Source organism: Sphingomonas crocodyli (assembly GCF_004005865.1).
Lineage (GTDB): Bacteria > Pseudomonadota > Alphaproteobacteria > Sphingomonadales > Sphingomonadaceae > Rhizorhabdus > Rhizorhabdus crocodyli.
This window is the reverse complement of record NZ_SACN01000001.1, coordinates 2,498,435-2,520,752: the sequence shown is the minus strand read 5'-3', so window position 1 is coordinate 2,520,752 and position 22,318 is coordinate 2,498,435. Positions and strand designations below refer to the sequence as shown.

Genomic DNA, 22,318 nt, shown 5'->3' with positions numbered 1-22,318 from the left:
CCAAGACAATGTCTGATTATGATTTCGACGTGATCGTCATCGGCGCCGGCCCCGGCGGCTATGTCGCCGCGATCCGTGCGGCGCAGCTGGGGCTCAAGACCGCGTGCGTGGAAAGCCGCGAGACGCTGGGCGGCACCTGCCTGAACGTGGGCTGCATCCCTTCGAAGGCGATGCTTCACGCGTCCGAATATTATGACAAGGCCGTCAATGGCGAGATGGCCAAGATGGGCATCAAGGCGACGGTCGAACTCGACCTCGATACGATGCAGGGCCAGCGCAAGGACGCGGTGAAGGGCCTGACCGGCGGCATCGAATATCTGTTCAAGAAGAACAAGGTCGAATGGCTTAAGGGCCACGGCGCGTTCACCGGCAAGGACACGATCGACGTTGCGGGCAAGAGCTATCGCGCCAAGAACATCGTGATCGCGACGGGTTCGTCGGTGACGCCGCTTCCGGGTGTCGAGATCGACGAGAAGGTCGTCGTTTCGTCGACCGGCGCGCTGGAGTTCACCAAGGTTCCCAAGCACCTCGTCGTGATCGGCGGCGGCGTGATCGGCCTTGAGCTGGGTTCGGTGTGGAAGCGCCTGGGCGCCAAGGTGACCGTGGTCGAGTTCCTCGATCAGCTGCTGCCCGGCATGGACGGTGAAATCCGCAAGGAGGCCGCCAAGATCTTCAAGAAGCAGGGCATGGAGCTGAAGCTGGGCACCAAGGTGACCGGTGTGACCAGCAAGGGCGGCAAGGCGACCGTCACGGTCGAGCCGGCGGCCGGCGGTGCGGCGGAGACGCTGGAGGCCGATGCGGTGCTGGTGTCGATCGGGCGCCGTCCGAACACCGATGGCCTCGCGCTGGAGCGTGCGGGCCTGACCGTCAACAAGCGCGGCCAGATCGAGATCGGCCACGACTTCGACACCGCGACGCCCGGCATCTGGGCGATCGGCGACGTCGTCCCCGGCCCGATGCTTGCGCACAAGGCCGAGGATGAAGGCATTGCGGTGGCCGAGAATATCGCGGGCCTGACCGGCATCGTGAACCACGATGTGATCCCCGGCGTCGTCTATACGATGCCCGAGATCGCCGGCGTGGGCCTGACCGAGGAGCAGGCCAAGGAGCGTGGCGACGTCAAGGTCGGCAAGTTCCCGATGCTCGCCAATTCGCGCGCCAAGACCAACCATGAGCCCGAAGGCTTCGTGAAGGTGATCGCCGACGCCAAGACCGACAAGGTTCTGGGCGTCCATATCATCGCGTCGGTCGCCGGCACGATGATCGCGCAGGCCGCGCAGGCGATGGAGTTCGGCGCGACCAGCGAGGACATCGCCTATACCTGCCACGCGCATCCGACCCATTCGGAAGCGATCAAGGAAGCCGCGATGGCGGTGACCGGCAAGCCGATCCACATCTGATCGGGTTTGCGGGAGAGGGGGCACAACCTTCTCTCCCGCACCTTCGTCATTGCGAGCGTAGCGAAGCAATCCATTCCAACCCGGAGTGGATTGCTTCGTCGCTTTCAGGGGCTCGCAATGGCGAGACATGGCCTTAGCCGTCATCCCGGCGGAGGCCGGGATCTCTGGCGTCTCTTGCCGCTCGCTGGTCTCCCCATCTCCTGAGATCCCGGCCTCCGCCGGGATGACGGGGAGGGGAGGCGGCGCTATGACGCCAAGCATGCACCCCAATTTCGAACTCGTCCGCAGCGTGTTGCCGATGCTCGATACGGTCGGGATCGCCCTGTTCGCCGCGTCGGGCGCGCTGGCGGCGGCGAAGCTGCGGCAGACGCTCGTCACCTTCACCTTCTTCGCGGGCGTGACGGGAACCGGGGGCGGGACGGTGCGCGATCTGTTGATCGGCGCGCCGGTCTTCTGGCTGCACGACAATCGTCCGATCTTCGTGTGCCTGGCCGCCGCGATCCTGATCTATGCGACGCCGCGCCATTGGTGGCGGGAACGCGCGCTCGACTGGTTCGACGCGCTGGGGCTGGCGGCCTATGCGGTGTTCGGCGCTTGGAAGGCGCTGGCTTACGGCATCCCGCCGCTGCCGGCCTTTGCGATGGGGGTGGTGACGTCGTGCGTCGGCGGCATCATCCGCGATGTGCTGGCGGGCGAGCCGTCGATCCTGTTGCGACCGGAGATTTACGTGACCGCCGCGGCGCTTGCCGCCGGGCTGTTCGTGGCGCTCAGCCTGCTGGGCGTCGATCCGTTCGTGGCGGCGGGGGTGGGGGCGCTGGCCGGGTTCATCCTGCGCGCGCTGGCAATCGCCCGAGGTTTGGCACTGCCTGCCTACAGGCGCTGACGCCGGGGAACCGCGCGGGGCCGCAAACGTATCCTTCCCGTAATGTTCATCATTCGGGATGGTGTGATGCGTCGATTTCTGCCGATTCTTCTGACGCCCAGTCTGGTTGGCGCCCTGCTGGCAAGCTGCGGCCCCAAGCCGCTGGAGCTGCCCGCCGACCCGATCGACAAGGCGGCGACCTGCGCGGTGGTGAGCGCGGCGCGGGCGCGGGCGGCGCAGGCCGACATCAAGGCCGAACTGCCCTTCGCCGAACAATTGCGCATCACCCATTATGCGATGTTGGCGGGTTCCGAAGGCGACAGCTTCAACATCGATCGCGCCTCCGCCGTCGCCAAGAAGATGGGCGAATTGCAGGAGCAGATCACCGCCGGCGAATGGCAGAAGCTGGAGCCGGCGTGCGACGAAGCCTATCCGGCCACGATCAAGACGAGCGGGATCGAACTACCGGCGGGCAAGTTCGACGCGCAGCTCGGCTGCTACGCGATGGGCGATTTCCTGCGCCGCTCGGTCGCGACGGTGGATGAGAAGGGGCAGAGCGAGCTTGCCGGCTACGACAAGATGAAACGCGAACTTGATACGGCGGTGGGCGCGGGCATGAAGGCCAAGGGCGCCAACAACTTCGCCAAGACGCAGGCGATGAAGAACGAGGCGCTGAGCGGCATGGCGAAGCTGGGCGCGCCGGCCGAGACGATGAAGATGTGCACGGCGAAATTTGGCTAAGAACCGTCAGTCGGCCTTCGGCGTCGCGCCGTCGCGCAGGCGCGCATTGGCGCCTTCGATCCGGTTGACGAGCCGGCCCTGATAATTGCCGAACTTCTGATCCGGGGTGAAGGCGACGGCATAGGTCACGCCGGTAAGCGTCATCGGCACGGGAATGTCGCCCTCGTCGCGCGGACGGAAGCTGGCGCGCATCGGCGCGATGGCGGGCTGTTTGGCGAAGGGGCCGAGAAGCGCCATCTTCATCAGATCGCCGCTGTTCATCGCGCGATCCCCTTCGGCCCAGTCCTGCGCGCCTGTCACCACGCCTAGATCGGTGATTTTGCCCGCTTCCAGCCGGAAGCTATACGATCCGAGCGCGAAGGAGGTGTCGCCCCATCCCGCGATCACCCACAAACCCGGATCGGTTTCGATCAGGTGCAATCGCGCGCCTTCGACCCGAACGATCTCCCGGTTGCGGAACGCTTCGATCAGCGGGTGACCCTTGGCATCCTTTTTCAGGTCGTGCGCGGCATCGTCATAGGAACCGAACGAAAGGCCCGCGATCAGCGGCAGGGTTTTGCGTGAACCCGGCAAGTCTGCGAAGTTGTTGGCGATCAGGCGATATTCGACCAAGATATAGGCCTTGGTGGGATCGAGGCTGGTTGGAACCGCCTTCAGCGTTTCGGCCATGCCGGGGCCGGCGGTTGCAACGGCTATGGTCGCAGCCAGGAAGATGCGCTTCATTTCGTGGTCCCTTGAGCCGTTTGATCAGGCGCGGCGGCGAGTTCGAACAGCCGATCGATCTGCTTGTCCTGCGGCAATTTCTTCACTTCATCCCACAGCGCGTCGCTCGCGATATGCTGCCGATAGCCGCGATCGGCCATACAGACCTGCAGCACGTTGCCCTGCAGCCTGCGCGTCTCGCGCGATCCGAAGAAGCCGGCGAAGAAGGATCCGGCGGCTTCCTGATACGCATTGGTCGAATGGACGGTGTAGCGCACCGGCCGCACGCCTCCGGCCAGTGCGGCGCATTGGCCATAGTCGCTGACGAACGTGTCGCGATCCACCGCCGCTTTGTGGAAATAGCGCCGCTCGGCCGATGCCGGCGCGGCATAGGCCATTGCCATCATCGTCAGACAGGCGAAGCTAATCCTGATCGTCATGTGATGCGTCCCCCAACGCCGCTTTAGGCCGATTGCGATGCCCCTTCAATCGGCTCAGGGCCCGAACCGCGGCTCCATCGGCGGCATCTCGCGCGGGGCGAGGTCGAGTTGGAAGACGCCCATGTCCCACCAGGCGTCGAATTTCCAGCCGACCTTGTGGTGCGCGCCGACGAGGGTGAAGCCGAGCTTTTCGTGGAGGCCGACGCTTTCCGGATTGGGCAGGCTGATCTTGCCGGTCGCGGCGTTGAAGCCTCGCGCGCGCAGATCGTCGAGCAAGGCCGTGTAGAGGCGGCGACCTAGGCCGCGACCCTTGGCGGATGCGGCGAGGTAGATCGTCGTCTCCGTAACCCAGCGATAGGCGGCGCGATCGTTGAAGGCGCCCGCATAGGCATAGCCCTGCACAACTCCATCCTCCTCGATCACGAGATAGGGGTAGCGCGCGGCGATACCCGCCATCCGCCGCGCCATTTCTGCCTCGGACGGCGGCTCCAGTTCGAAGCTGATGACCGTATCTCGCACATAAGGCGCGTAGACTGCCGCAATGGCAGGGATGTCAGCGGGGGTGGCGGCGCGGATCAGCGCGTCGCCCACGCGATCAACCCTTCGTAGAGGCTCTGGTCACGCGACGCGCGGACCGGCGTGTCCGACGCGCATTCGAGGCAGCGGGCCTGGATCGCCGGGCCGGTCAAAACCTCGCGCGCATCGGCCAGCGCGCGCAGCATCAGCGCGTCGGGGCGGCCGGCAACGCGGGTCCATACGTCGACCGAACCATTCTCGCCGCTCTCCTCCTCGGGCCGGGTGAGCGACTTGAGCATTTCCTTCCAGCTGCTCGGCGCCTTTTCGATGTAGAGCGGGCGGACCGATTTGGGATCGAGCTTGGCGAGCTTCGCGGCCTCGGCCACCGCATCGTCGACGCCGCCGAACTGGTCGACGAGGCCCAGCCCCTTGGCGGTGCTGCCCGCCCAGACGCGGCCTTCGGCGATTTCGCGCACGCGCGCGACCGGCAGCTTGCGGCTTTCGGCGACGAGGCCGGTGAAGCGGCGGTAGATATCGTCGATCGATCCCTGCAACAGCGCGTCGAATTCGGGCGAGGTGCCGCGCAGCACGTCGGGCTCGCCCGACAGCGGGGTGGTCTTCACCCCGTCCGCCGACAGGCCGACCTTGGTGAGTGTGCCCTGGAAGGTGGGGAGGACGCCGAACACGCCGATCGATCCGGTGATGGTCGCGGGATCGGCGATGATCTTGTCCGCCGGTGTCGACACCCAATAGCCGCCGCTGGCCGCCAGCCCGCCCATCGAAACGACGATCGGCAGCTTGCGCGCCTTCGCCTGCAGGATCGCCGATCGGATCTGTTCGGACGCCATCACCGAACCGCCGGGGCTGTCGACGCGGACGACCAGCGCCTTGATGCGGTTCTTCTTCAGCTCATCGAGCAGCAGATCGGAAATGGTGGTGCCGCCGGCCGCGCCGGGCGCCGCGCGGCCATCGACGATCGTGCCTGCGATGGTCAGCACGCCGATCGGGGTGCCGCTGGATTTCTCCGGATGCGAATCGGCCCAGCGATCGAGCGGGATCGCCTTGAAATCATTGACCCCGCCGTCGCCCGCATCGCCCGCGATCGCGGAAACGCGCGCGTTGAAATCGTTGCGATCGCCCAGCCGATCGACCAGCTTCGCGGCGAGCGCGGCCTGCGCCATATCGCCCTTCGATGCGACGCTCGCGAGATCGGGATGCGCGATATAGTCGGTCAGCTTCGCCTTGGGCCGCGCCTTGCCGACATCGGCCTGCCAGCTGGCCCACAGGGCATCGGCCAGCGCCTGATTGGCGGCGCGCGCTTCGGGCGACTGATCGGTGCGGGTGTACGGCTCGACCGCCGATTTGAACATGCCGACGCGATAGACCTTGGTCGTCACGCCCAGCTTGTCGAGCAGCCCTTTATAATAGAGCCGCGCGCCGCCGGGGCCGGTGAGGATCACGGCGCCCAGCGGGTTAAGCCACACCTCGGTCGCGTGCGCGGCGAGCTGATAGCCGTCGTCGGTATAGCCGGTGGCATAGGCCAAGACGGGCTTGCCCGCGGCGCGCGCCTTGTCGATCGCGCGGGCGGCGGCGGCGATCGTCGCCTGGCTGCCGCCGGTGAAGCGATCGAGATCGAGGACGATCGCCTTGACGTTCGACGAGGTCGATGCGGCATCGAGCGCACGTTCGAGATCGCGCAGCCGCGTTTCGCGCGAAACCCCGCCGCCGCCCGACAGCAGGGCGATCGGATCGGTTTCGGCGGGCTGCTCGACCAGACTGCCGGTCAGATCGACGACGAGCGCGCCGGTCGACGGCGTCGCGGCGGTCGTCGGGCGGACCGAGAGCGCCACGAACAGGAAGCTGAAGAAGATCAGCATCGCCAGCAAAACGAGCGCATCCTTCACGCCCACCAGCAATGCCCACAGGCCCTTCAACAGCTTCATTCGCAAATGTCTTTCGGTCGATCGGATCGTTGCGGGTGAATCTAGGGCCGAAGCGATCCGGCGTCCATGCCATTGAGGGGGGCGGCCGCCTCTGCCATGCTCGCACGATGAGCGACGGTGGAGACGTGATGCAGCGGCAGATAAAAGCGGACACGATCTGGCTGGTCGCGATCTTCCTGATATCGGCGCTGCCTTATGTGTTCGGACTGGGCTTCTACACCGACGATTGGGACTTTTTCGCGCATTATCAGGCGGCGCTCGACGGCAGCACGTTCGATTTCGTGCGCGCGGGCCTCTTCTATCCGGCGCTTGCGCGGCCGCTGCAGGGGCTGGAGTTCGCCTGGCTCTACAAGATGTTCGGGCTCAATCCGCTGCCCTATCACCTGATCAATCTGGCGGTGCTGGCGGCGTGCATGGCGCTGCTCCACCGGCTGCTGATCCGCATCGGATTCGACCGCGCGATCGCCTTCGCGCTGACGCTCGCCTTCCTGCTGCTGCCCCAGCATTCGACGATGCGGGTGTGGATGTCGACCTTCCAGGTCGGGTTCAGCCTGTTGTTCACCCTGGTCGCGATCCTCGCCGATCTGCGCTGGGAACGGACGGGGCGGACGCGGTGGAAGATCGCGTCTTTGGTGTCGGGCGCGCTGGTGCTCGCCTTCTATGAGATTTTCGCGCCGATCATCTTGCTGGGGGCGGCGCTGGTCGGGTGGCGGCGCTGGCGCAGCGGCGTGCCGATGCTGCGCGCGGTGCTGCCACAGATCGCCAATGTCGTGGTGGTGGGCGCGGCGATCGTGCTGAAGGGGCAGGTTTCGGCGCGCGCGACCCCGCTGGACATGATGTTCTTCCGCACGCTCGTCGGCCACTTCATCGATCTGCACCACGATTGGCGGGTCGATCACGGCATCAACCTGATCGCTCTGTTCACCGTCCATTTCGGCGACACGGTCGCCGGGCCGTTCCGGTCGATCGCGACGATGGCGGGGGAGGGGCGGCTGATCGCGCCGCTCGCCGCCGCGCTGGCGATCGGGGGGCTGGCAGGGTGGCGGCTGTCGCGGACCGCGCCCGCATGGCCCGCGCGGCCGTGGATGTTCGCGCTGGGCGGCGTCGCATTGATGTTCGCGGGCTATGGCACCTTCCTGATGTCGGGCGCGGTCAACATCTCGCCCGCCGGCGTCGCGAACCGGACGGCGGGCGCGGCGGCGCTGGGTATCGCGCTGACGCTGGTGGCGGTGGCCGGGATGTTTGCGGAACGGGTGCCGGCGCAGCGGCGCGCGGCGGCCTTTGCGGGGCTGATCGCGATCATGGCGGTGCTGGCGACGATCCGCATCGCCGATATCGGCCATTATTGGACGACCGCCGCCGCGCGGCAGTGGCAGCTGCTCGACAAGGCGAAGGTGCAGCTGGCGGGTGTGCCGGCGGGCGATATGGTGATCATCGATGGCGTGTGCCCCTATATCGGGCCGGGGATCGTCTTTGAAACCTATTGGGACAGCAGCTCGGCGCTCGGCCTGACCCTCGGCCGGCCGATCAGGGCCGATGTCGTCACCGACCGGCTGACATGGGGCGACCGGCAGGTCGAAACGATCACCTACTCGCTGGCGAACGACATGCCCTATGGGCCGAAGCTGTCGGTGTGGAACCCGGATCGCGGGTGGCTGGTGCCGTTGCCCGATGCGGCGGCGGCGCGGGCCTATCGGTCACGCCCGGATCGTTACGTTGCGGCGTGTCCGGTGGGGTATCTCAACCACGGCGTGCCGATCTAAGTCTCTCACTCGTCATTGCGAGCGGAGCGAAGCAATCCATTCCGAACTGCGGAGTGGATTGCCACGTCGCCGCAAGCGGCTCCTCGCAATGACGAGTGGGGAGGAGAGGCGGTTAGCGCGAAGCGGGAAGCTGCCCGCTCAGCGAAAACGTGCCCGGAAGCCCCTCCAGCCCGTTCGCGTCGATCGCGGTCAGGCGGATGAAGAAGGTCGCGGTCGGCGGCAGGGTGAAGCTGGCCGAGGTCGTGTCGGTCAACTGCTCGTCCAGCACTTCGGTGAAGCGTGCGTCCGCCGCCAGCGCGATCCGATATTTCTGCGCGCCGTCGACCGGCTTCGCGCTGATCGTAGCGCCGTTCGCGGTCTTTTCGACGGCGGCGAGCTGCGGTGCGGGGAGGAGGGCGATCGGATCGCCGACGCCGGTGGGCGTCGCGATCACGCCGAAGCCGCGGCCGATCGCGGTGATCGGCTTGTCGACGTCGGGCGCCACTTCGACCTTGCCGCCGACCACTTCGGTCGCGGCCTTTTCACTGCCTTCGAAGGCGACGCGGAAATCGGTGCCGCGCACCGCCGTGACCGACAATGGCGTGGTGACGCGGAACTTGCTGCCCGGATCCTTGAACGGGGTGACGCTCATGCGCGCGCGGCCGGCCTCGAGCTTGAAATCGTCGTCGATCGCACCGGTCAGCGCGATGCGGCGCAGGCGGGTGACGAGGATGCGGCTCTGCGACGGCAGCGAGACCGAGCTGGCATCGGGCATGCGGATGGTGACGAAGGCGCCCGCGCCGGTTTCGACGCGCATCCCTTCATTCACCTTCGTGCCGACCACGACCTCCTTGCCGTTGACCGTCACGGCGCCGCGGAACGAGGCGATCTGCCCCGTCACCGGCTCGGTCCGCAGGATGGCGGGCGGGATGAGGAGGACGGTGCCGACCGGAATGCGGCGCGGATCGGCGATCCGGTTGAGCCGCTGCACGACCAGATAGTCGGCCTCCTTCGTCATATAATCGCGCGCGAGCGTGAGCAGGATGTCGCCCTGCTTCATCGTATAGGGCAGCGGCGGCTCCTCCGCCGCAAAGGCGCGCGTGGCGCCCAGCAGCAGCGCCCCCGCGATCACCAATTTCCCCCAATCGCGCATCGGCTTCATCGTCCCAAATCTGAAACGGGTCCAACATCGGACGCTTTGCAGCCCACCGCAACCCGCCCCGCCCGATTCGCACGGGCAGGCTCTCTTTGACGTGAATTACGCCACAACAATTGTGAACAATGGTTATAACGGCGCCGAAATTACGGGCGGCACGTCAGTTTTGGGTCTGGAGTTGCCCCACGGCCTCGGAAGAGACGTCGACGCCGACGCGCAGTACCTCATGTCCGCCGCCGATGCGGGCGCCCGAGATCGGGGCGGCGTCGCGATAGTCGAGGCCGATGGCGACGCGGACGTAATTTTCGTCGGGGCAGCGTTCGCAGGCGGGGTCGAAGCCGATCCAGCCATAATCGGGGACGTGAAGCTCGGCCCAGAAATGCGGCGCCTGGCGCTGCTGTGGGGCGGCTTCTTCATCGCACAGATAGCCGTTGACGAAGCGGGCGGGAAAGCCGGCGGCGCGGGCGGCGGCGATCATCACATGCGCCATATCCATGCTGCAGCCGGCGCCCGCCTCCAGGATTTCGGCGGCGGTGCGCATGTCGGTGCTGCGATCGGGGGTGCAGGCGATCCGTTCGTGGATTTCGCCGCACAGGGCATGTGCCGCGCCCAGCGGATCGTCGGCGGAGATGCCGTGCGCCGCGCCGATCAGGTCGATCGCCGCATTGGTGCGGGTGAGGTCGGTCGGGCGCAGGAAGACGCCAGCGGGGAGCAGGTTCGCCGCGCCGTTGACCACGCCGGCGCGATCCTCGGTCAGCACTTCGCCGGTGACGCTGAGGCCGATGCAGTCGATCGGCCCTTCCAGATAGAGCATCGAGACGATGTTGCCGAAGCCGTCGCGGCGGCTTTTGAGGCGCGCGTCGCAATCGACCTCGATCCGCCAGTCGACGACGCTTTGGCCCAGATGGCTGTCGGGCGTCATCCGCAGCAGTTGGACGACGCGCGCCTGCGGCTCGGTGAAGCGATATTCGGTGCGGTGGCTGATCAGGATGCGCATGTCAGCCGAACCGGAATTGCGCCCCGATCGCCTGATGGATGCGGGCATTTTCGTAAATGAAGCCGCTCAGCCATTCGTGGAGACCGTGGTTGAAGATGGTGTCGATGCTCGTCCGCTCGATCGCGCTCTGGCGCATGCGGGCGAGGCGATCGGCTTCGGACTGGAGGCCGGTGCGCTTGCCGATCGCGTTGAGATGGGTGACGACTTCTTCGGATGATGCGGCAAGACTGCGCGGCATCTCCTTGCGAAGGCTGAGAAGTTCGGCGACGAGCCACGGCTTCAGCCCCTCGCTGTAGAGCCAGCGATAGGCGGTGTTGGCGGAGACGGCGTGGAGGATCGTGGTCCACTGATCGCGGTCGATCGGCCCGCCCACCTTCTCGCCATCGGGCAGGAGCAGGTGATATTTGACGTCGATCAGCCGCGCGGTGTTGTCCGCGCGTTCGATCGCGGCGCCCAGGCTGATGAAGGCATAGGCTTCGTTGCGCAGCATCCGGTGGAGCGCGCCTTCGAAGCCGCGCGTCTCCGCGCGGATCGCCTCGACAATGCCCAGGGTCGACTGGTTGCCGCCGGTGGTCGCGCGGCCGCGCAGGTTGAGCCAGGCGCGGTTGATCGCCTCCCACGCATCGCGGCTCAAGGCGGTGCGGACCGACTTGGCATTGCTGCGCGCGGCATCGAGACAGGATCGGATCGACGAAGGATTGCTAGCCGACAGAGTGAGATAGCGGCTGATGTTGAGAGGCGATCGCGTCTCGCTCGTCAGCCCGAAATCATAATCGGCGGCGGCGACGAGCAGGGCGCTGTCCCACGCGCCCTGACCCGCGGGACGGGGTGAGAGCGCGTCGAGGCGGATCGTCGCCTCGATCAGCCGTGCGGTGAACTCGGCACGCTCGACATAGCGGCCGATCCAGTAGAGCGATCCGGCGGTGCGCGAGAGCATCAGGCGTCTCCCGCCAGGATCAGGCTGTCCTTGGTGCCGCCGCCCTGGCTGGAGTTGACGACGAGCGACCCCTCCCGGAGCGCGACGCGGGTCAGCCCGCCGGGGGTGATCGTCACGCCCTTCGAACCGGACAGGACGAAGGGGCGGAAATCGACGTGGCGCGGGGCGACGCCGCTTTCGGTGAGCGTCGGCACGGTCGAAAGCGCGAGCGTGGGCTGTGCGATGTAACGCTGCGGCTCCTTGAGCAAAGCGGCGCGGAATTCCTCGATCTGCGCCTTGGTCGCCGTCGGGCCGACGAGCATGCCGTAGCCGCCCGATCCGTCGACCAGCTTCACGACCAGCTTGTCGAGATTGTCGAGCGTGTACTTCAGCGCCTGCGGTTCGCGGCAGCGATAGGTTTCGACATTGGGCAGCTTCGCCTCACCGCCCGAATAATATTTCACGATCTCGGGCATGTAGCTGTAGATCGCCTTGTCGTCGGCGATGCCGGTGCCCGGCGCGTTCACCAGCGCGACATTGCCCGCCATATAGGCCGCGATCAGGCCGGGGACGCCCAGCAGCGAGTCCGGCTTGAACACCAACGGATCGATATAATCGTCGTCGATGCGGCGATAGATGACGTCGACCTTCACGCGCCCTTCGATCGTACGCATCCAGACCATGTCGTCGTCGACCTCGAGATCGGCGGCCTCGACCAACTCGATCCCCATCGAATCGGCCAGGAAGCTGTGCTCGTAAAAGGCCGAGTTGAAATGGCCGGGGGTGAGCAGCACGCAGACCGGCTTGCCGGCGGGGCGGGGCGCGACCGACTGGAGCGTTTCCAGCAGCGAGTCGGGATAGGAATCGATCGGCTGAACCGGGAACATCTCGAACAATTCGGGGCACAGGCGCAGCATCGCCTCCCGATTTTCGAGCATGTAGGAGACGCCGGATGGGGTGCGGGCATTATCCTCCAGCACCCAGAATTCGCCGGGGCCGGTGCGGACCAGATCGATGCCGCAGATATGCGCGAAGATGCCGTGCGGCGGCTTGGCGCCGTCGAGCATCGGCCGGAATTGCGGATTGCCGAGGATCAGCTCCTCAGGAACCACCTTGTCCTTCAATATCTTGCGGGGGCCATAGACGTCGGCAAGGAAGGCGTTGATCGCCTCGACCCGCTGGACGAGCCCTTCGGACAGATCGGCCCATTCGGTTTTCGTGAAGATGCGCGGAACGATATCGAAGGGAATGATGCGCTCGGCGCTTTCTTCCTCCCCATAGACCGCGAAGGTGATGCCGAGCTGGCGAAAGGCGGCCTCTGCGGCCTGTTGTCGCCGATCAAGCTCTGCGGGCGGGGTGGACGATATCCAGTCGGCGAGGGCGGTGAATTCGGGCCGGCCCTCCCTTGACGCGCTGGAGCCCCAGATCTCGTCGAAAGCGCGCTCGATCGCCATAAGCTCCTTGTGCTTCTTATTTTCGTCGGAGGAAAGACTGCAACGCTTCGCTGCGCTGCACAAGAGGGGAAGATGCGGCCTTGTGATGTTCCCGCTTAACCGTCCTGCACGATGCTTGTTCCGGTTGCGAAGCGTAACATTTCGTGGCTAGGGGCGGGGCCGTGGGGGCAGCATGGAAAATCGGGATCGGGCTATGCCTGTGCGCGGTCGGTGCGGCGCGTGCCGATGCGGCCGACGGGCTGACCCTGGGCGCCACGATGCGCGCGCGGATAGAGGGAATCGACAATCAGGTCCGCCCTGGATTTCGCAGCGACGACACCGTCTATAATCTGCGCACGACGATCCGCGCCGAATATCGCGACGGCCCGATCCGCCTGCTGGGCGAGCTTTGGGACAGCCGCGTCTATGGCAATGACCGGCGCAGCGCGATCACGTCGACCGAGGTGAACACGTTCGAACCGGTGCAGGCGTTTATCGAGGCGGATCTGGGCGATGCGCTGGGCACGGGCACGACGCTGAAGGCGACGGCGGGGCGGATGATGCTCAACCTCGGATCGCGCCGCCTGGTCGCCGCCGACGATTATCGCAACACGACGGCGGGCTATACCGGGCTGCGCGCCGATATCGGGGTGGGCCGGGACTGGCAGGCGGCGCTCGTCTATGTGCTGCCGCAGATGCGCCGGCCTGACGATATCGACTCGATTGTCGATAATAAGCGCGGGATCGACAAGGAGAGCTTCAATCTCGTCCTGTGGGGCGGGGTGGTGAGCCGTGCGAAGCTGATCGGCGGGGCGAGCGGCGAGCTGAGTTTCTTCCATCTGGGCGAATCGGACATTGTCGGGCGGCCGACGCGCGACCGTTCGCTCGACACCGTGGCGCTGCGGCTGATCCGCAAGCCGGCGGTCGACGCGGCCGATTTCGATCTGGAGGGCGGCTATCAGCGCGGAACGATCAGCGCGTCGGCGGCCGCGAACGCCCGGCGGCTCGACGTGCTGGCGTGGTTCGTCCACGGCGAGGCTGGCTATACGATGCCGGGCGGATGGAAACCGCGGCTGTCGCTGTTCGCCGATGTGGCGAGCGGCGATCGGCGCGGCGGACATTATGGCCGGTTCGACACGATCTTCGGCTTCCGGCGCGGCGAATATTCGCCGGCGGGGATGCTGGCGACGATCAGCCGCGCGAACATAATGTCGCCGGGCGTGCGGATCGATGCGGTGCCCGACAAAAGATCCGATCTCTATGCCAGCTATCGGCCGATGTGGCTGCATTCGCGGAGTGACGCCTTCTCGACCAGCAATGTGATCGATCCCACCGGGCGCTCGGGGCGCTTCGCAGGGCACCAGTTCGACGCGCGCGCGCGATACTGGATCGTGCCCGATCACCTGCAGTTCGAAGTCGATACGACCTACATCACCGCCGGCCGCTTCCTGCGCGAGGCGCCCAATGCGCGCGGGCGCGACGCCTTCTACTGGTCGCTGAACCTGCTCGCTATCCTCTGAGGCTCGGGCCTCTGAGACTCGACATCGCGCCCGCGAGGCATAAGCTCCCCTCAAAATAGACGAGAGGAGATAGGGATGCCGGGCTTCACGCCTATCGTGGGGGCGCCCTTTGGCGTCGAAAGTGCTTTCGATCTTTCGCAGCCGCTGGATGCCGTCGATGCCTATGCGATCCGCAAGGCCTTCGCCGAGCACAAGCTGCTCGTCTTCCGCAACCAGCATCTGAGCCAGGACGAGCAGGCGCGGGCGCTGGGCGCGCTGGGCAATGTCCTGCCGGTGGGGCGCGAAGTGGCGGAGGTTTCGGTCGATGGCACGCTGGGATCGACCGCTTTGGCCTTCCATTCGGACCTGAGCTTCACCGAGGAGCCGATCAAGGTGCTGTCGCTCCACGCGATCGACGTGGAGGAGGGGGAGACGGTGACGCGCTTCGCCCATGCGATCGCGGCTGCCCGCCACCTTTCGCCCGCCTTGCGCGATCGGCTGTCGCGCACGTCGGCGCTGGCGCTGATGGCGATCGTCCAGTCGCGGCGCGCGATCCCGGCCGTGATCCCCGACATATTGCCGCGCGCCGAGCGGCCCGCCGTAATCCCCCATCCGGTGACGGGCGAAGCGATCCTCTATGTCAGCGAGATGCAGACGGTGCGGCTCGACGGGATGAACGAGACCGACAGCGACGAACTGCTCCACCTGCTGTTCGGCCTGCTCTACGCGCCCGGCAATGTGTACGAGCATCGCTGGCGCAGCGGCGATCTGGTGATCTGGGACAATTATGCGCTCCAGCACGGGCGACCCGATCTGTCCGGCGTGGCGCGGCGGCGGCTCCAGCGCGCCTGCGTCGCCGACCATGATTTCGCCGAGCTGTGCCCCGACTTCAACAGCAGCGATCCGCGCGTGAAGGCGATCGGGCGGGGCGAGGATTATCTAGCGGATACAGCAGTTTACTGACCACTCTTAATCCTCCCCCGCCAAGGGGAGGTGGCGCCGAAGGCGACGGAGGGGGAGGACGACGGCCAACTCCTGATCATCGCATCCTCCCCCTCCGTCAGCGATGCTGACACCTCCCCCTGGCGGGGGAGGATTTTAGACAAGGAAAAGGCCGGAACCCCGTGGGGTCCGGCCTTCGCCTGTAACGATCGGGTGCGGTTGCGGGTTACGCGACCTGCGACACCTGACCATCTTCGGGATCGCGCAGCACATAGCCGCGGCCCCAGACGGTCTCGATATAATTTTCGCCACCGCAGGCCAGCGCCAGCTTCTTGCGCAGCTTGCAGATGAAGACGTCGATGATCTTGAGTTCGGGCTCGTCCATGCCGCCATAAAGGTGGTTCAGGAACATTTCCTTGGTGAGCGTGGTGCCCTTGCGGAGCGAGAGCAGCTCCAGCATCGCATATTCCTTGCCGGTCAGGTGGACGCGGGCGCCATCGACCTCGACGGTCTTGGCATCCAGGTTCACCGCCAGCTTGCCGGTCTTGATGACCGACTGGCTGTGGCCCTTCGAACGGCGGACGATCGCATGGATGCGGGCGACCAGTTCTTCGCGGTGGAAGGGCTTGGTGACGTAATCGTCGGCGCCGAAGCCGAGCGCGCGGACCTTCGAGTCCATCTCGGCATTGCCCGAAAGGATCATGACCGGGGTCTGGACCTTCGAGTTGCGCAGCTTCTTGAGCACGTCATAGCCGTGCATGTCGGGCAGGTTGAGGTCGAGCGCGATCAGATCGTAATCGTACAGCTTGCCCAGATCGAGGCCTTCTTCGCCGAGGTCGGTGGAATACACGTTGAAGCCTTCCGACCCGAGCATCAGCTCGATCGCCTTCGCCGTGGTGGGATCGTCCTCGATCAGCAAAACCCGCATTGGTCGTTCCTTGCCTATGTCGTCCCGAGAGCATCACGCCGCTCATCGGAACCCCGATGTTAACCATCGAAGATATGAAGGCAAAAGGTTAAAGCGGGATTAAGAGAGATTGCGGTCACTACTTAATAAGGGAACCATATCCCCAGAGCCGTTGCGTGGCGGTTAACGCCCGGAAAAAAAGAACGGCCGGGTCCGAAGGCCCGGCCGTTCCGGTTCCCGCCGCTCCCGATGGGTGCCGCGCGGTAACACTATAGTCGAAGGGTTAACGAGGAAGCGTTAACTCGCGAGCGCCGAGACGCTGACATCGGCCGACTCGCTGCTGGTCGAGCCGTTGGTCCGGCCGCGCAGGCGGTGGATATTGTCGCGGGCCTCGTCGATCCGGTCATGCGCCAGCTTGCTGACGTCGTCGGCGACCTTCTTGAGCGTGTCGCGGCTCTGTGCGGTAGCACCCGACAGCTTTTCGCGGCCCTGCGTGGCGAGCTGGCCGATACGCTCGCGGCCCAGATAGGCGGCGACGCCGGCGATCGCGGCGGCGGCGAGGGCGCCCAGGCCGATCGAGATCGTCTTGCGGTTCACAGGAACCGACTGGATCGCCTTTTGCGCACGGCTGCTGATGTCGCTGACCGTGGTGGTCGATTTCTTACGGGTCGACGCGCTCTTCGCGCTCGCCGAACGGGTCGCCCCGGTTGCAGAGGTGCTGCGACGACGCGGCGTCGTGGAACGCTTGGGCGTCGAGCGGGTGCGGGTCGTGGTAGCCATCACTCACTCCTTACAAATCAGTTCGGAGGCAGAACCCTTGGAACTTCGGAACGGTTCCGATTTTCGCACTTTCATGCGACGAACCGCATGGCGACGCGCGATGCAATGATTGCCGCTATGGATTGAGCCGCGCTGCTGCTGTATCGGCTTTGTTCCGTGGACGCCCCTGAAGACAGCGCGCATCGGCCCGACAGCGATGGCCGCAAGATCATCCATATCGACATGGACGCTTTCTACGCCTCGGTCGAACAGCGCGACGATCCGTCGCTGCGCGGCAAGCCGGTGGCGGTGGGCGGCACGCGCGAGCGCGGCGTGGTCGCGGCGGCAAGCTATGAGGCGCGCGCCTACGGGGTGCGATCGGCGATGGCGTCGTCGCAGGCACGGCGCATGTGCCCCGATCTGGTGTTCGTGAAGCCGCGCTTCGACGCCTACAAGGCGGTGTCGCGTCAGATCCACGAGATATTCGCCGATTTCACCCCGTTGATCGAGCCGCTGTCGCTCGACGAAGCCTATCTGGACGTCAGCGCGGGCCATCCCGAATTTGGCTCCGCGACCGCGATCGCGCAGGAGATCAGGCGGCGGATCAAGGCGGAGACGGGGCTGACCGCGTCGGCGGGGGTTTCGTACAACAAGTTCATCGCCAAGATCGCGTCGGACCAGAACAAGCCCAACGGCATCTGCGTGGTGCGGCCCGATGCGGGGCCGGATTTCGTGGGAAAGCTGCCGATCGGGCGCTTCCACGGGATCGGGCCGGTCACGGCGAAGCGGATGGAAAAGCTGGGCATCCACACCGGCGCCGACCTGCGCCGCGCGAGCCGCGAACTGCTCGACCGGCATTTCGGCAAGTCGGGCAATTATTATTACCTCGCCGCGCGGGGGATCGATCATCGGCAGGTGAAGCCCGATCGGGTGCGCAAATCGATCGGGCACGAGACGACCTTCTTTCAGGACGTGTTCGCGCATGACGAGATGGCGGCCTTCTTCCGCGACGCGAGCGAAACGGTCGCGCGCCACGCGGCGCGCAGCGGCAAGGCAGGGCGCACCGTATCGATCAAATTGCGCTACGCCGATTTCCGCACGATCACGCGGGCGAAGACCCTGCCGGTGCCGATCGACGATGCCGGCACGGTGGCCGAAGTCGCGCTGGCCCTGCTCGCCCCGCTGGAGCCGGTGGAGCAGGGGGTGCGCCTGCTGGGCGTCACCCTGTCGGGCTTCGACGTGCCCGAGGTGGAGGTCGAGCAGCTCGAACTGGAGCTGATCGCCTTTCCGTAGAGGCTCCACTCCCCACCTCGTCATTGCGAGAAGCCGAAGGCGACGAAGCAATCCAGGCCCGCACTGGAGTTAGGTCGCGAGCCACTGTCATACGGGCCTGGATTGCTTCGCTACGCTCGCAATGACGAGTTTGGGGCGGAGTCGGCAGTCACTCAAAGCGACGCTCCGGACACATTTTGCATCAATTCGCCGCACGCCACGCTCGCGTCATCGGCAACATGAACGCTCTTACGGACAGCGTTCATCCAGCAGAAAGGTCGTTCTGGACACGCAATGTCAGCCGGGGGACAGGATAGAGGAGTCGCTATATGCGTGTCATTGCCAACAGGCCAAGTCTTTATGCCCTTCTTGCTATCGTCGCTCTGCCCGTCGCAGGCAGCTTGTCTGCGCAACAGCAGGACGCGAACGATCCCAATATTATCGTCAACGGCGTGCCGACCGCAGAGCCGGTTGAGATGACTAAGGGCCCTGAAATCAAGGGCGTTATCTCCGCACGCGAAGGCGACAAGATGAAGGTGACGACCGCCGACGGCGGCAGCACGATCGTCGCCGTCAATTCGGCCACCAAGATCAAGGGCAAAAGGTCTTCGGACTCGCTGCTCAACGGCCTGCCGGTGAAGGTGAAGACGATGCAGGGCGGCGGCCAGCTCGTCGCCAGCCAGATCACGTTCGAGACCCGCGACCTCAAGACCGCGACGATGATCCGCAACGCCACCGAGCAGCGTTTCGTCGAGCAGGCGGCGGCCACCGAGGCGCTGCGCGGCCGCGTGGGCGACATCGACAAGTATAACATCAAGCACACGACCAACGTCCATTTCGACACCGGCAAGTCGAACCTGTCGGAAGCGGACAAGGAACAGCTCTGCTCGACCGCGACGCAGGCCAATGCGACCGAAAACGCGCTGCTGCTGGTCATCGGCTATACCGACTCGACGGGCAGCGAGGACGTGAACCAGGCGCTCAGCGAAAAGCGCGCGAGCCGCGTGATCAACTATCTGCAGCAGGCGTGCGGCTGGAAGCCTTATCGCATGCTGACCCCGACCGGCATGGCCACCGCCGATCCGCTGGCCAGCAACGACACCGAAGAAGGCAAGGCGCAGAACCGCCGCGTCGCGGTGAACGTGATGGTCAGCAAGAGCGTCGACAATATGTGATGCGCGCGGGGCGGTCCTGCGGGCCCGCCCCGGCATGCTGTGCGAGTAGCGTATTCTCTTGTGTCACCCCGGACTCGGTTCGGGGTGACTTTTTGTGTGGGAGTTGCAGGCCTTCTGAGCCCATGCAAACCTAGCCTGATGAGATGTATCTGGGCATTTGGAGCGCTGGTTTTGTTGTCCGCCTGCTCCCGAACCGAGCCGTCGTCATGCACGAACGACTGTGGCGGTTATTATCGCGATCCCGCCCTTGCTCGGAAATTGGCGCGAGACACTGGTCTGCCCATTTGTCCTGAAGCCAGTATATTCCAGACAAGCTCGCCGGCTACGGCAAACGCGTCCGTCATGCCGGAATACGCTGTCCAAGTCGTCATGCAGGATTATTGCCCAGCGTCTTCCGTCGCTGCGATAGAGGCGCTCTTTCAGAACGCTGATAGCGCGACGTTTGAGACTCCTTCCGGCGGTCACGTCACGCTTCGAAAAAGCCCGTACTCGAAATATGTGATTTCGGTGTGGTGGCCGTCCAAAACGAACGGCAGCTAGCCACCTATTCTCGTCATTGCGAGCGGAGCGAAGCAATCCAGGCCTTCGCTACTCTCCTGTGCGGGCCTGGATTGCTTCTTCGCCTTCGGCTTCTCGCAATGACGAGTGGGGAGGAGGGCGCGCGCCCTGAACTCGCTCTCTAAACCCGCTCCGCCTGGCTGATCGCGTCGGCCGCACGTAGCGCCGCCAAAATCTTCATCAGGTGCGAGACGTCCTGAACCTCCACGGTCACGTCGTAGGTGTGGAAGCTGGCGTCGCGGTGCGAGAGGGACAGGTTGATGATGTTCGCCTGATGCGCGCCCAAAATGCCCGCCATCACGCCCAGCGAGCCGGGTTCGTTGCGGACGATTACGCGCAGGCGGGCGGCGCCGTGGTCGGTCTTGCCCCAGGCGAGGTCGACCCAGTCGGCGTCCTGGCTTTCGGCGAGGCGGCGGCAGTCGATCGCGTGGACCTCAACCGGCTGGTCGGGACGGCGCAGGCCGACGATGCGGTCGCCGGGGACGGGGTTGCAGCAGGTCGCGAGCTGGAACGCCACGCCGGGGGTGAGGCCGACGATCGAGATCGCCTCCTTCTGCCCCGACGGCAGGCTCGGCCCCATCTTCTCGACGATGCCGGGCATCAGCGCGTCCATCAGCGTGGTGTCGTCGATCAGCTTGCGCGCGATCGACTCCATCAGCGTATCCTCGTCGCCGATCTTGAGGCGTTTCAGCGCCTCGGCCAGCGCGCCGGGCTTGAGCTGGGCGGGGAGGCGGGCGACGATCTCGTCGTAGAACTTCCGGCCCAGCGCGACCGTCTCGTCACGCTCCTTGTCGCGGACGTAGCGGCGGATCGTCGAGCGCGCCTTGCCGGTGACGGCGAAGTTGAGCCATTCGGGCTGTGGCTCCTGCGCCTTGGAGCGCAGGATTTCGACCTGATCGCCATTTTCGAGCGGGGTGCGCAGCGGCACGACACGGCCGTTGACCTTCGCGCCGACGGTCTGATCGCCCAGATCGGTGTGGACCGCATAAGCGAAGTCGACCGGGGTCGATCCCTTGGGCAGCTGGATCAGCTCGCCGGTGGGGGAGAAGGCGAAGATGCGATCCTGATACATCGCCATCCGGGTATGTTCGAGCAGCTCCTCCGGATTTTCGGCATGTTCGAGGATGTCGACCAGATCGCGGATCCAACTGGCCTCGCCATCGTGATTGACGGGCTTGCCGGTCTTGTAGGCCCAGTGCGCCGCGAGGCCATATTCGGCCTGCGCGTGCATATCCTCGGTGCGGATCTGGATTTCGATACGCACCTTCTCGCTATGGATCACCGATGTGTGGAGCGAGCGATAGCCGTTGCGCTTGGGCGTCGAGACATAATCCTTGAAGCGGCCCGGAACCATCGGCCAGCGGCGGTGGATGATGCCCAGCGCGCGGTAACACGCCTCGACATCCTTCACGATCACGCGGAAGGCCATCACGTCCGACAATTGTTCGAAGCTGATGTGGCGTTCGGCCATCTTGCGCCAGATCGAATAGGGATGCTTTTCGCGGCCCTGAATCTCGGCATTGATGCCCGCACGGCCCAGCTGCAGGCGCAGGCCCGAGCTGATCCGCGCGATCAGATCGCCGCCGCCTTCCTTGAGCAGTTCGAGCCGCTTGACGATCGATTCATAGGCTTCGGGTTCGAGTTGCTGGAAGGCGAGCGTCTGCATCTCGCGCATGAACTCGTACATGCCGATCCGCTCGGCGAGCGGGGCGTAGATGTCCATCGTCTCCTTGGCGATCCGGCGGCGCTTCGCCTCGGACGGGATATGATGGAGCGTGCGCATATTGTGCAGCCGGTCCGCCAGCTTCACCAGCAGGACGCGGATGTCGTCCGACATCGCGAGCAGGAATTTGCGCAGATTTTCGGCGGCGCGCTCATTCTCGGTCTGTGCCTCGATCTTCGACAGCTTAGTGACGCCGTCGACGAGGCGGGCGACCGATCCGCCGAAAGTCTTTTCGATCTGTTCGGGGGTGGCGACCGTATCCTCGATCGTGTCGTGGAGGATCGCGGTGGCGATCGTCTCGGCATCGAGCTTCAGGTCGGTCAGGATGCCCGCCACCTCGATCGGGTGGCTGAAATAGGGATCGCCGCTGGCGCGCTTCTGCGATCCGTGGGCCTGCATGGAAAAGACGTAGGCGCGGTTCAGCAGCGCCTCGTCGGCGTCGGGGTCATAAGCGAGGACCCGGTCGACCAGTTCATATTGTCTCAGCACACCCTAACAATGGGGTGGCGAGGGGCATTTGCGCAACAGGCAAAGCGCGGGAATTGTGGCAGAAACGCAACAATTCCGACCGGATCGTCATCCCGGCGGAGGCCGGGATCTCAGGAGACTCTTGCGGCGAGCTGGCCTCACCACCT

The 22,318-nt window shown here is 65.3% G+C and carries 19 protein-coding genes; 8 read left to right on the top strand and 11 right to left on the bottom strand.

The genetic code is table 11. From position 1 onward, the window contains the following. Positions 1-8: 8 nt before the first annotated feature. The 3 genes from lpdA (at position 9) to EOD43_RS12050 (ending at position 3,003) form a co-directional block, all read left to right on the top strand. On the top strand, positions 9-1,400 hold the full coding sequence (lpdA, locus tag EOD43_RS12060) for a dihydrolipoyl dehydrogenase (protein ID WP_127744102.1): 1,392 nt from the start codon (positions 9-11) through the stop codon (positions 1,398-1,400). Positions 1,401-1,647: 247 nt separating this feature from the next. Then, a complete protein-coding gene (locus EOD43_RS12055; protein WP_127744101.1) occupies positions 1,648-2,283 on the top strand; it encodes a trimeric intracellular cation channel family protein in 636 nt (211 codons plus the stop codon). A 66-nt stretch (positions 2,284-2,349) separates the two neighbouring features. Then, a complete protein-coding gene (locus tag EOD43_RS12050; RefSeq protein WP_127744100.1) occupies positions 2,350-3,003 on the top strand; it encodes a hypothetical protein in 654 nt (217 codons plus the stop codon). Between the two features lie 6 nt (positions 3,004-3,009). Here EOD43_RS12050 and EOD43_RS12045 read toward each other — a convergent pair whose 3' ends face one another. Genes EOD43_RS12045 through sppA form a run of 4 tightly spaced genes read right to left on the bottom strand, consistent with a single transcriptional unit; the run spans position 3,010 to position 6,604 of the window. Continuing rightward, positions 3,010-3,726: a hypothetical protein gene (locus tag EOD43_RS12045; RefSeq protein WP_127744099.1), complete on the bottom strand. Its 717-nt coding sequence runs from the start codon at positions 3,724-3,726 to the stop codon at positions 3,010-3,012. Further along, positions 3,723-4,145 (bottom strand): hypothetical protein, encoded by a 423-nt coding sequence (locus EOD43_RS12040; RefSeq protein WP_127744098.1) that lies wholly within the window; start codon positions 4,143-4,145, stop codon positions 3,723-3,725. The genes EOD43_RS12045 and EOD43_RS12040 overlap by 4 nt, the downstream gene beginning before the upstream one ends. Positions 4,146-4,199: 54 nt before the next feature. Beyond that, positions 4,200-4,736, bottom strand: a complete 537-nt coding sequence (locus EOD43_RS12035) for a GNAT family N-acetyltransferase (RefSeq protein ID WP_127744097.1) — start codon at positions 4,734-4,736, stop codon at positions 4,200-4,202. Continuing rightward, positions 4,721-6,604, bottom strand: coding sequence for a signal peptide peptidase SppA (sppA, locus tag EOD43_RS12030; RefSeq protein ID WP_127744096.1), 1,884 nt, complete (start codon positions 6,602-6,604; stop codon positions 4,721-4,723). Before sppA ends, EOD43_RS12035 begins: the two co-directional genes overlap by 16 nt. Positions 6,605-6,711: 107 nt before the next feature. On the opposite strand from sppA, the gene EOD43_RS12025 reads away from it, so the two are divergent. Continuing rightward, a complete protein-coding gene (locus EOD43_RS12025) occupies positions 6,712-8,367 on the top strand; it encodes a hypothetical protein (RefSeq protein WP_127744095.1) in 1,656 nt (551 codons plus the stop codon). Between the two features lie 112 nt (positions 8,368-8,479). Here the strand turns inward: EOD43_RS12025 and EOD43_RS12020 are convergent, their stop codons facing one another. The 4 genes from EOD43_RS12020 to EOD43_RS12005 form a co-directional block, all read right to left on the bottom strand. Then, a complete protein-coding gene (locus EOD43_RS12020) occupies positions 8,480-9,499 on the bottom strand; it encodes a FecR family protein (RefSeq protein WP_164857214.1) in 1,020 nt (339 codons plus the stop codon). A gap of 163 nt (positions 9,500-9,662) precedes the next feature. Beyond that, positions 9,663-10,499, bottom strand: coding sequence for a transglutaminase family protein (locus tag EOD43_RS12015; protein WP_127744093.1), 837 nt, complete (start codon positions 10,497-10,499; stop codon positions 9,663-9,665). 1 nt (position 10,500) lies between these two features. Further along, on the bottom strand, positions 10,501-11,436 hold the full coding sequence (locus EOD43_RS12010) for an alpha-E domain-containing protein (RefSeq protein WP_127744091.1): 936 nt from the start codon (positions 11,434-11,436) through the stop codon (positions 10,501-10,503). Further along, positions 11,436-12,869 (bottom strand): circularly permuted type 2 ATP-grasp protein, encoded by a 1,434-nt coding sequence (locus EOD43_RS12005; RefSeq protein WP_127744089.1) that lies wholly within the window; start codon positions 12,867-12,869, stop codon positions 11,436-11,438. The genes EOD43_RS12010 and EOD43_RS12005 overlap by 1 nt, the downstream gene beginning before the upstream one ends. 161 nt (positions 12,870-13,030) lie before the next feature. Here EOD43_RS12005 and EOD43_RS12000 point away from each other — a divergent pair, with 161 nt between their 5' ends. Both EOD43_RS12000 and EOD43_RS11995 read left to right on the top strand, forming a co-directional pair. After that, positions 13,031-14,368, top strand: a complete 1,338-nt coding sequence (locus EOD43_RS12000) for an alginate export family protein (RefSeq protein WP_240653164.1) — start codon at positions 13,031-13,033, stop codon at positions 14,366-14,368. 75 nt (positions 14,369-14,443) lie between these two features. Next, complete coding sequence (locus EOD43_RS11995) at positions 14,444-15,310, top strand: TauD/TfdA dioxygenase family protein (RefSeq protein ID WP_127744087.1); 867 nt, start codon at positions 14,444-14,446, stop codon at positions 15,308-15,310. Positions 15,311-15,515: 205 nt separating this feature from the next. On the opposite strand, the gene ctrA is transcribed toward EOD43_RS11995, so the two are convergent. Together ctrA and EOD43_RS11985 are read right to left on the bottom strand one after the other, a co-directional pair. After that, the gene (ctrA, locus tag EOD43_RS11990) at positions 15,516-16,217 is read right to left on the bottom strand and encodes a response regulator transcription factor CtrA (RefSeq protein ID WP_127744085.1); all 702 of its coding nucleotides are present in this window, start codon (positions 16,215-16,217) and stop codon (positions 15,516-15,518) included. A gap of 276 nt (positions 16,218-16,493) precedes the next feature. Further along, complete coding sequence (locus EOD43_RS11985; RefSeq protein WP_127744083.1) at positions 16,494-16,976, bottom strand: hypothetical protein; 483 nt, start codon at positions 16,974-16,976, stop codon at positions 16,494-16,496. A gap of 156 nt (positions 16,977-17,132) precedes the next feature. Here EOD43_RS11985 and dinB point away from each other — a divergent pair, with 156 nt between their 5' ends. Both dinB and EOD43_RS11975 read left to right on the top strand, forming a co-directional pair. Then, complete coding sequence (gene dinB, locus EOD43_RS11980) at positions 17,133-18,248, top strand: DNA polymerase IV (RefSeq protein WP_276318189.1); 1,116 nt, start codon at positions 17,133-17,135, stop codon at positions 18,246-18,248. A 308-nt stretch (positions 18,249-18,556) separates the two neighbouring features. Continuing rightward, a complete protein-coding gene (locus EOD43_RS11975; protein WP_127744079.1) occupies positions 18,557-19,402 on the top strand; it encodes an OmpA family protein in 846 nt (281 codons plus the stop codon). A gap of 679 nt (positions 19,403-20,081) precedes the next feature. Here EOD43_RS11975 and EOD43_RS11970 read toward each other — a convergent pair. Further along, a complete protein-coding gene (locus tag EOD43_RS11970) occupies positions 20,082-22,172 on the bottom strand; it encodes a RelA/SpoT family protein (protein ID WP_127744077.1) in 2,091 nt (696 codons plus the stop codon). Positions 22,173-22,318 lie beyond the last annotated feature (146 nt).

Excerpts from the sequence above, each read along its gene's own strand:
- lpdA (WP_127744102.1), top strand. The coding sequence starts at position 9 with ATGTCTGATTATGATTTCGACGTGATCGTCATCGGCGCCGGCCCCGGC.
- EOD43_RS12055 (WP_127744101.1), top strand. The coding sequence starts at position 1,648 with ATGACGCCAAGCATGCACCCCAATTTCGAACTCGTCCGCAGCGTGTTG.
- EOD43_RS12050 (WP_127744100.1), top strand. The coding sequence starts at position 2,350 with ATGCGTCGATTTCTGCCGATTCTTCTGACGCCCAGTCTGGTTGGCGCC.
- EOD43_RS12045 (WP_127744099.1), bottom strand. The coding sequence starts at position 3,726 with ATGAAGCGCATCTTCCTGGCTGCGACCATAGCCGTTGCAACCGCCGGC.
- EOD43_RS12040 (WP_127744098.1), bottom strand. The coding sequence starts at position 4,145 with ATGACGATCAGGATTAGCTTCGCCTGTCTGACGATGATGGCAATGGCC.
- sppA (WP_127744096.1), bottom strand. The coding sequence starts at position 6,604 with ATGAAGCTGTTGAAGGGCCTGTGGGCATTGCTGGTGGGCGTGAAGGAT.
- EOD43_RS12025 (WP_127744095.1), top strand. The coding sequence starts at position 6,712 with ATGAGCGACGGTGGAGACGTGATGCAGCGGCAGATAAAAGCGGACACG.
- EOD43_RS12020 (WP_164857214.1), bottom strand. The coding sequence starts at position 9,499 with ATGCGCGATTGGGGGAAATTGGTGATCGCGGGGGCGCTGCTGCTGGGC.
- EOD43_RS12015 (WP_127744093.1), bottom strand. The coding sequence starts at position 10,499 with ATGCGCATCCTGATCAGCCACCGCACCGAATATCGCTTCACCGAGCCG.
- EOD43_RS12010 (WP_127744091.1), bottom strand. The coding sequence starts at position 11,436 with ATGCTCTCGCGCACCGCCGGATCGCTCTACTGGATCGGCCGCTATGTC.
- EOD43_RS12005 (WP_127744089.1), bottom strand. The coding sequence starts at position 12,869 with ATGGCGATCGAGCGCGCTTTCGACGAGATCTGGGGCTCCAGCGCGTCA.
- EOD43_RS11995 (WP_127744087.1), top strand. The coding sequence starts at position 14,444 with ATGCCGGGCTTCACGCCTATCGTGGGGGCGCCCTTTGGCGTCGAAAGT.
- ctrA (WP_127744085.1), bottom strand. The coding sequence starts at position 16,217 with ATGCGGGTTTTGCTGATCGAGGACGATCCCACCACGGCGAAGGCGATC.
- EOD43_RS11985 (WP_127744083.1), bottom strand. The coding sequence starts at position 16,976 with ATGGCTACCACGACCCGCACCCGCTCGACGCCCAAGCGTTCCACGACG.
- EOD43_RS11975 (WP_127744079.1), top strand. The coding sequence starts at position 18,557 with ATGCGTGTCATTGCCAACAGGCCAAGTCTTTATGCCCTTCTTGCTATC.